Origin of the sequence: Streptomyces sp. G-G2, from assembly GCF_030063135.1 — a bacterium.
Lineage (GTDB): Bacteria > Actinomycetota > Actinomycetes > Streptomycetales > Streptomycetaceae > Streptomyces.
This window is the reverse complement of sequence record NZ_JASISO010000100.1, coordinates 1-8,230: the sequence shown is the minus strand read 5'-3', so window position 1 is coordinate 8,230 and position 8,230 is coordinate 1. Positions and strand designations below refer to the sequence as shown.

Annotated in this window: 9 protein-coding genes and 3 pseudogenes; 3 read left to right on the top strand and 9 right to left on the bottom strand. The window is 68.5% G+C overall.

The window, feature by feature from the left end:
- Positions 1-207 precede the first annotated feature (207 nt).
- Complete coding sequence (locus QMF80_RS37475) at positions 208-444, top strand: hypothetical protein (RefSeq protein WP_283461843.1); 237 nt, start codon at positions 208-210, stop codon at positions 442-444.
- A 44-nt stretch (positions 445-488) separates the two neighbouring features.
- On the opposite strand, the gene QMF80_RS37470 is transcribed toward QMF80_RS37475, so the two are convergent.
- Positions 489-890 (bottom strand): hypothetical protein, encoded by a 402-nt coding sequence (locus QMF80_RS37470; RefSeq protein WP_283461841.1) that lies wholly within the window; start codon positions 888-890, stop codon positions 489-491.
- A 9-nt stretch (positions 891-899) separates the two neighbouring features.
- Between QMF80_RS37470 and QMF80_RS37465 the strand changes: the two genes are divergently transcribed.
- Positions 900-1,919 (top strand): tyrosine-type recombinase/integrase, encoded by a 1,020-nt coding sequence (locus tag QMF80_RS37465; RefSeq protein WP_283461839.1) that lies wholly within the window; start codon positions 900-902, stop codon positions 1,917-1,919.
- Positions 1,916-2,368: a DUF6262 family protein gene (locus QMF80_RS37460; RefSeq protein WP_283461838.1), complete on the top strand. Its 453-nt coding sequence runs from the start codon at positions 1,916-1,918 to the stop codon at positions 2,366-2,368. Before QMF80_RS37465 ends, QMF80_RS37460 begins: the two co-directional genes overlap by 4 nt.
- A gap of 112 nt (positions 2,369-2,480) precedes the next feature.
- On the opposite strand, the pseudogene QMF80_RS37455 reads toward QMF80_RS37460, so the two are convergent.
- The 8 genes and pseudogenes from QMF80_RS37455 to QMF80_RS37420 all read right to left on the bottom strand — a co-directional run.
- Positions 2,481-2,615: pseudogene (locus QMF80_RS37455) on the bottom strand (IS21-like element helper ATPase IstB); the annotation flags it as partial.
- A 437-nt stretch (positions 2,616-3,052) separates the two neighbouring features.
- A complete protein-coding gene (locus QMF80_RS37450) occupies positions 3,053-3,301 on the bottom strand; it encodes a Mu transposase domain-containing protein (RefSeq protein ID WP_283461836.1) in 249 nt (82 codons plus the stop codon).
- A 409-nt stretch (positions 3,302-3,710) separates the two neighbouring features.
- The gene (locus QMF80_RS37445; RefSeq protein ID WP_283461834.1) at positions 3,711-4,712 is read right to left on the bottom strand and encodes an aldo/keto reductase; all 1,002 of its coding nucleotides are present in this window, start codon (positions 4,710-4,712) and stop codon (positions 3,711-3,713) included.
- Between the two features lie 106 nt (positions 4,713-4,818).
- Positions 4,819-5,010 (bottom strand): hypothetical protein, encoded by a 192-nt coding sequence (locus QMF80_RS37440; protein WP_283461832.1) that lies wholly within the window; start codon positions 5,008-5,010, stop codon positions 4,819-4,821.
- 530 nt (positions 5,011-5,540) lie between these two features.
- Entirely contained in the window at positions 5,541-6,287 is a 747-nt protein-coding gene (locus QMF80_RS37435) for an MBL fold metallo-hydrolase (RefSeq protein ID WP_283461831.1), read from the bottom strand.
- Positions 6,288-6,388: 101 nt separating this feature from the next.
- Positions 6,389-7,399 carry a GlxA family transcriptional regulator gene (locus QMF80_RS37430; RefSeq protein ID WP_283461845.1) on the bottom strand — a complete coding sequence of 337 codons (1,011 nt, stop codon included), beginning with the start codon at positions 7,397-7,399 and terminating at the stop codon, positions 6,389-6,391.
- A 375-nt stretch (positions 7,400-7,774) separates the two neighbouring features.
- Positions 7,775-8,017: pseudogene (locus tag QMF80_RS37425) on the bottom strand (aminoglycoside phosphotransferase); the annotation flags it as partial.
- Positions 8,018-8,058: 41 nt separating this feature from the next.
- Positions 8,059-8,230, bottom strand: a pseudogene (locus tag QMF80_RS37420) (IS256 family transposase); the annotation flags it as partial.

The window sequence follows — 8,230 nt, the reverse complement described above, 5'->3', positions numbered from 1 at the left end:
TGGCCGGCCCGGCTTGCTGCCCACCGGCAGCAACGGCTCCAGCCTCGCCCACTGTGCATCCGTCAGATCTCCACGCGCCACACCATGATCATCACCGCTCAAGATCCACTTTCGCAACAGGCCCTAGCCCCAATGCCGTGATTTATGGCGGTTGGATCACGATGGCGTCGTGTGGAGGCCCGGGTATTCCATGCCGACCGAGGCCGGATGCCCGCCCCCGGGCATCGGCTCCGGGCCGAGCACGCTCTGCGCGGCATGCTGGAGCGGCTGCTGCGGCAGTATGCCATCAAGGTCGCCTGGTGGCGGCACGACATCTGGTCGCTGCGGCTGGACCCGCGCATCCCGCGGCGCGAGCACGAGCCGCGCGCCAACACCGCCGTCCGCTGGGGCGACATCACCCCGGTCTGGCTGCGGGAGGGGACCAAGTTCTACCTCCGCCTGTAGATGGAGTCCGGACAACTGACCTGGTCGACGGCTCCGAGCGGAGCCTACGTACACTCGCGCTCGACTTCGGCACCTTCCTGCAGCACTGGCAGCGCGAGACGCCGGGCCGCGCCGAGGTCGGCGGCAGCCTCCAGCCGAGGACGATCAACAAGAACCTGCAGACGATCGACCTGTTCTACCAGGTCATGACCGACTGCCGCAGTGAGGCCGCCGAAGCCCTGGACGATGCCCGGTGGCTGGCGCTCACCGACAGCCACGCCCGCATGTTTCGACCCGGCGACCGGCCCCGGCAACGCGAAGTCCGCGAGGCGGACGAACGCAACTACATCAACGACACCGACCTCAGCAGCATGCTCACCCACATCGAGCTCCTCGGCCTGCCAGCCGAGTAGACGCGCACCGTCGTCCGCGACGCCCGCCAGGCCGAGCTGACCGGACTCGGACATCCCGCCGTGATGCGGGCCTGGCTCATCCAGGCCATGACCGGACGCCGGGCCAGCGAAGTGCTGATGATGGACTTCGAACCACTCTCCGGCATCCCCGGCCTGGACGCCGCCGCCGTCCCCGAGGTCGGGATGGTCGCCCGGCTCCGCTACCAACAGACGAAGATCGACGCGGCCCCGAACACCATCCTCGTCGGCCGCGACGTCGTCGAGATCATCCGGGAACAGCAAGCATGGGTGCGCGAGCACTGGCACCTGGGCCCCGCCGACACCATCCGCTACCTGTTCCCGAAGACCACCGGCAACCGGCACGGCACCAAGTCCTGGGAAACCAGCAACTACAACCACGTCATAAAGGACTTCCACCACCTGGAGCTGCGCGACTCACGCGGCGAGCTCCTCCTCTACTCACGAAGCCACCGGCGCCGCCACATCAAGGCGACCACCCTGATCAACGCCGGCGCACCCATTCACGTCGTCCAGCGCTACCTCGGCCACCTCTCCCCGGAGATGACGATGCGATACGCGGCGACCCTCGCAAGCACCGCCGAGCGCGAGTTCCTCGCCCTGGCCAAGATCGGGCGCGACGGGCGAGAGATCGGCATGGACCGCCGCGACATGCTCGAGCTGGTGCAGCTCGACCGCCGCACCGACCGCATCCTGCCCAACGGCTATTGCCTGCTGCCGCCCACCCGCTCCTGCGACAAGGGAAACGCCTGCCACGGCTGCGACCACTTCGCCACCGACCGCACCTTCCTGCCGGACATCCAGCGCCAACTCGCCGAGACCCAATCTCCGGTCGCCACCTGGCAGGCCCGACACACCGAGCGGTACGGCGAGCCGATGAGCGGGACAATCGTTTGGATGGAACAGCGCGCCGCCGAGATCCGCAGCATGCAGCTGGAGATCCTCGCCCTCGAAGCCCAGCCAGCCGACAGCACCACCGTGGTCCGGGGCGCCGGCGTGCTTGGCCGCACCGGCTACCAGGACGCCGCCGGCGCCTCGGACAGCAAAGGGGCGTCACGCTCATGAGCGAGCGGCTGAACGAAACGGCCCCGGAACCTGTGGCTCCTGCTGACCGGCGGATCGCCGCTCTGCGGCAGGCCGACCAGGACAAGCACCAGCAGGCCGTCCAACGGGCGGAGGCGGGCATCCGAAGGCTGATCAAGGAAGGCGAGGAGATCAACTTCCGGGCCGTCGCCCGCGCGGCCGGCGTCAGCCTGGACTTCCTCTATGCCCACACCGACCTGCGGAACCGCGTCGAGACCCTGCGCGGCCAGCAACGGACCGCAGACCGTCCTGCCCCTCAGGCGCCCTCAGTCGACGACGGCACGGTTATCCATACCCTTACCGAAGCTCTTCGTCGTGAGCGCACCACCCACCGCGAGCGCGTCCAAGAACTCGAACAGCGACTGGCCGCCGCACACGGCGAGATCCTGCGCTTGCAACGCGTGATCCAGTCGAACGGCCCGGGGCTGTGAACACTCGCCGGGCTGCGGAGCGCCTACGATCCCGAGCGCAATCCCAGAACACTGTGCTCCACCACGCCCGCGGGAAGATCACTTCTCCCCGAAGCCCGGGCCGTCAATTCCACTGATCCTTCATCGCCCGGTCGGCGATGTCGGAAAACTCGTTCCTGATCGACGGCAGCCGCAACAGACGGCAAGCGGTGTCGATGGCCGTGTTCGCGGCCTGCTCGGTCAATCCTCGCTGGCGGGGCAGGGTCACGGTGTTTCTCCCTCGCGGTGTTCACCGCCGCTGGCGCGACGGCGTCGGAGCAACTGGTCGTAGTGGGTCACCGACGGCAGCGGCCTGGTGTCCGGGGGAAGATGCGCGAGCCGCCACTCGTGCAGAACGTCACCGTGGCAGCGCCGGCGGTTCCGGCCGGCTCATCCTCGGCCTGGGCGATCTTGCGGGCCTCCAGCGCGACCGCGTCCGCGGTCAGGGCTCCGGCCCGCAGGGCCATCGCGAGGCCGGCGACCAGGTGCTCGTGCGGGAGGTGGGGCGGGCCAGCAGCAGCACCTCGATCAGCGCCCTCGTCCCGGCGGTATCTCCGTGGGCCTTGACCGCCGCGGCCCACCAGGCGTCATGGACCGGGGTGAACTTGCCCGCCGAGCGGGCCTGTTCGAGCGCGGTAGCACCGGGGAAGGCACCCGGCTTGCGGATCAGGACCTCCAGGTAGGGTCCAGATCAAGGCGGCAGCCGCCCTTCGCGATCAGGCGCTCGTGCTGGGCCACTTCCACGTTTCGGTTGTAAACCACCAGGTGAGAGTCGTGCATAACGACCCGGACCCGCTTGCCGATCAGCCGGACCGGCCCCGAGTACCAGTTCGTTCGGACCGCGATCTGGCTGTAGCGGTCGACCCTCGGAGTGAAGAGCCGGCCCGTCTCGAACGGCTCCTCGGGCAGCGGCATCAGGAGCGGGCGCTCGACCTGGAAGTACTCGTTGAGGGTCCGCGGCCGCGAGCCGATCCGGCGCCGCCCGTCACGCAGGTCCCACTGGTCGACGAGTTCGTTCAGCTCGGCCAGCGAGTCGACCTCGGGCGCCGGCGTGAAGGCCTCGGACGCTGCAGCCGTGGCTGGCCGAGGCGCCCGACCGGGAAGTGCGCGGGGCCCTGTACGAACTGGCGGAACATGAGTGCGCGGTGGTTGCCGCGGCGGAGTTACGTCTGTCGGCCCTGTACGGCCAACTCGACGTCCGCCGGTGAGGTTGCTGGTCCCGCCGCCCCGACACTGCCGGACAGCTGCGCGTGCCGCACACCCCTGCTCGCAACGGAGTACAGCGCCCCGGACACCGGTGAGCTGCTGGGCTGCTGAGGCGGCCTCAGCGTTCGAGGTGCGCTCGCCCGGAAGCCGCGTACCGTTCACCGATCGCGGCTCCTGCGGGGACTACTGCCTCAATGCGGTTAATCAGCCCGGCTGTCAGCTCGACTTCGGCGGCAGCCGTGTTTTCCTCCAGGTAGTTGATCCGCTTGGTCCCGGGGATCGGCACGACGTCCGGGCCCTGCGCCAGCAGCCACGCCAGGGCGAGTTGGACGGCACTGTGGCCGCTCTCCTCGGCGATCGCGCGCAGTTCGGCGACGAGCTTCAGGTTCGCCTCGAGATTGTCGCCCTGGAACCGGGGGTTCTCGCGGCGGAAGTCGTTGGGGGACAGGCCTTCCAACGTCGTGATCGCCCCGGTGAGCAGACCGCGGCCGACCGGGGAGAAGGGGACGATCGCGACGCCCAGTTCGCGGGCCGTCGGGATGATCTCGGCCTCGATGCCGCGGGTGAACAGCGAATACTCGCTTTGCAGCGCCGCGATCGGGTGTACGGCGTGGGCCGCGCGCAGGGTCGAGGCACTGACCTCGGACAAGCCCAGGTGCTTCACCTTGCCGGCCTGGACGAGCTCTGCCATGGCGCCGACCGACTCCTCGACCGGTACGTCGGGGTTGCGGCGGTGCATGTAATACAGATCGATGTGCGCGACCCCGAGTCGGGCCAGAGAAGCGTCCACGGCCTCGCGGACGTACGCCGCGTCGTTGCGGATCGTCTGACCGCCGCCGTCGCCAGGGTGGAAGCCGAACTTGGAGGCCAGGATCACCTCGTCACGGCGCGCACCCGTCAGGGCACGGCCGACGAGACGCTCGTTCCTGCCGCCGCCGTACATGTCGGCGGTATCGAGGAATGTGATGCCGAGGTCGAGCGCGCGGTGGATCAGCTTGATGGAGCCGGCCTCGTCGGTGTCGTCGCTGGTCTCTGGGCCGTAGACGCCCGACATGCCCATGCAGCCGAGGCCGAGGGCGGAGACGTCGGGGCCGTTCGCACCGAGCTTGCGGTATTTCATGATGAAATCGCTCCTTAAGAGAACATGGGGATGCAGGGATGCCGATTCAGGCGATGGCAGGGCGTCTGCCGGATGGAGATGAGCCCTGAGGCTCACGGTGGCACGGTCAGGGCGTGCTGACGATGTCCCCGCAGACGATCTTCCCGTTGAGTGTGATCTTGTGCCCGGGGTCGTAGGCCGCCATCACGTCGACGTCCTTGAGTGTGACCGTCCAGGTGTCCCCGCTCTTCGTCGCTGTGACGCCGGTCGCTGCCATGATCGCGTAGCCGCCGGGATGGGCCGTGGTGCTGACCGGCATCGACCAGCCCTGCCGCTGTCGACGCCGGCCACGCTGGGGCCGACGAGGTTCTGGTCCGACGGAGCCTGGAAGTGAATCAGCTTCCCGCTGGTGATGGTGCAGGCGCTGTCCGTGCTCGTGATCGCGCCAGACTCGGCTCCGGTGTAGCTGATCTGCGTGCTGCCCTTACCGCCCGTCGCGGGCGGGCTGGACGTCGTCGGGGCGTCTGCGGTGGGGGTGTCGGACGTCGAAGCGGACGCCCCGGCTGCCGCTGGCGGCGTGGCGGCGACGTGCGGTGTCGACGAGGACCCGCACCCGGCCGTGAGAGACGCAGCCAGTACGGCTCCGACGATGAGGCTGGGCATGACCCAGTGTGGGCGAAGTTCGTTAAATGACATGTGATTATCCGTATCCGACCATGTGATCACCGAGGATCAACGAAGGGAGTGCGTCAGGTGGCGGTCCGCCGTCGCGGGCAGGCACTTGTGCGCCGCCCTCGGGCTGGGGCCGCCCGCGCCGGGCTCTCCGGCCCGACGGTGTGATCGACGAGGTCAGCCGAGGTTTTCAGGGGAGCCGGGGGTGAGCCAGCGGAGGCGGTCTGCGAGCCCGGCGGCGGCGAAGCGGGCGGTGACGTCTGCGCGATCCTCGGTGAAGTGCCGCCAGGAGGTGTAGTGGATGGGCACGACGGTGTGGGCGCCGAGGGAGCGGGTGAGCGCGGCGGCCTGGTCTCCGTCCATGCTGATCAGCTGGCTGTCGTTGTACTCCTTGAAGCGGGCGGCGCCGAGGTGCAACAGGGCGGTGCCGATGGTGAACCGGCGGGCGATCTTGTCGAGTTCGGCGGTGTAGACGGTGTCGCCGGAGATGTAGACGGCTTCGTTCTCGCCGGGTACCTCCACGACGAAGCCGATGACGTCGCCGATGTGCTCCGCGGGAGTGCCGGTTATACGGAGGGTGTTTCCTGCCACGGTGAGTTCGTGGGTGGCCCACGGGGCGAGTCCGATCGCTGCGCCGCCGAGGCGCTCGGCGCCGCTGACGGTGGTGACGACCGGGCGTCCGGCGAGCAGGGTCCGGCCGGTGACGTCGAGGTTGTCGGCATGCTCGTCGTGGCTGAGCAGGACGGCGTCGATCCGCGGTAGGTCGCCGGCGCCGATCGCGGGGCCGGCCGTACTCCGCAGGACGACGGGCCCGTAGGGGTATTCGGACTGCGCCGGGTCGAAGACGGGGTCGGTGAGCAGGCGGAGCCCGCCGATCTCCAGCAGGACGGTCGCGGTGCCGATGTGCGTCACGGTGATCTTCATGGTGGGCGTTCTCCTTGTCAGTGCGTGCTCGGGCCGTCCCGGGCACGCTGAGGGTCGGCACGACGCGCGGTCGCGCTGTGCCGCGCGTCGGAGGTCAGGGGTCAGGCCGTGGCGGAGATCCGGAAGCGGTTCCGGTATTCGCCGGGGGTCGTGCCGAGGCGGTCGCGGACGACGCGGTAGAAGGTCTCGACTGAGCCGAACCCGCAGGTCCTGGCGATGTCAGTGGTCAGCCGGTCAGTGCGTTCGAGTAGGCGGCGAGCCGCCTCCAGCCGCATCTGTTCGACGAAGGCGCCGGGTGTGCTGCCGGTCTCGGCGAGGAACACGCGGGCGAAGTGCCGTTCGCTCATCGCCATCCGGCCAGCGAGCGCCTGCACCGACAGGTCGTCGTCGAGGTGCTCGCCGATCCAGCGTCGCAGGCTGTGGACGTCCTCGCGGGTGCTAGGGAGTTGGGCCAAGGGGACACTGAACTGGCTCTGTCCGCCAGGCCGCTGCATGTACATCACCATCGCGCGGGCGACGTCGAGTGCGACCTGGTCGCCGTGGTCTTCCGCGACCAGCGCCACGGCGAGGTCGATCGAGGCGGTGATCCCGGCACTGGTCCACATCCGCCCCGACCGCACGAAGATGGGATCGGCGTCGACCTCGATCGCCGGGTGTTCCGAGGCGAGCCGCCCTGCCGTGGCCCAATGGGTGGTGGCGCGATGGCCGTCGAGCAACCCGGCGGCCGCGGTGATGTGCGCACCCGCGCACACCGACGCCACCCGCCCCGCGGCCGGCCCCACCTCGCGCAGCCACGTCACCACTGCGGGGTCGACTTGCGGCACCGCGCTGACCGCGCCGATGTCCACCCGGCCGGGCACCACCAGCGTCCCGATCGGCTCCCGGTGCTCGGCGAACTCGTGCTCGACGTACAACTGGATTCCGGAGAAGGTCGGCACCGGACCGCGTCGCTCACCGATCAGGCGTACCTCGTAGTCCGTACGCCTCCCTCTCAATCGCAGCATCTGATTCGCGATGGCGAACGCCTCGGCAGGGCCGGTCACATCCAGCGCGTCGATACCGGGGAATACTGCGATCACCACGAGGTGGGGATCACGAAGTGAAGCGTCCATGTCCTCTACTCTCGTCTGCCGAGGGCTTGTCTGCAATGACGCGACTCTGCAGGATTCCGCCATGGATGCGGAGGGAGCCTGGCAAGAGATCGCGCAGCAGGGGCGCTCTCAGCAGCGAGTTCCGGCTGGCTCAACGTCAGCGTCACGAGACCACCGGTCGCCCAACTTCATTGGCAATCGGTCCAGGTTCGATGGCACGGGACAGTGCAGCTGCGGTTTTGCCTTTGCCCCTGGGTGTCCCGTCTCTGGTGATCTGGCCTCTGTCTCAAATGATCTGGTCCGATTCGCTCGTCGTCTCAGATGATCTGGTCCGTTGGCGCTGCTGTCGGTGGGGACAAGTGATCGTCTTGGTCACGGCCTGCAGCCAGGGCGACATCACTCCATCGACTCCAGAATGCGGTCCAGTGTCCGGCGTCCCATCTTGCTCATCGTCGGATTACTCTCGGCGTAGTACCAGACAGTGCCCATCGCCTGTTCGAATGCCCATGCCTTGCCGCGCTCCCACTCGAGATCGTCACAGCCCAGTGTCCGCCGGAGTACTTCCCGCGGCCCCTGCTGCAGCAGATGCCAGACACTGACCAGATCCAGCGCGGGGTCGGCCGGGCCGAAGCCGCCGGTGGGTCCGTAAAGTTAACGGTGGTTTTGGAGTTGTTGGGGGTTCAGCGGCGGGCGGCTGAGAGTCGGCCGTCGAAGGTGATGTCGAAGGCGTTCAGAGCGGCTTTCCAGCGTTGGGTCCAGCGTTTACGTCCCTGGCCGGTGGGGTCGAGGCTCATGATGGCCATGTAGACGCACTTGATGGCGGCCTGCTCGTTCGGGAAGTGGCCGCGGGCC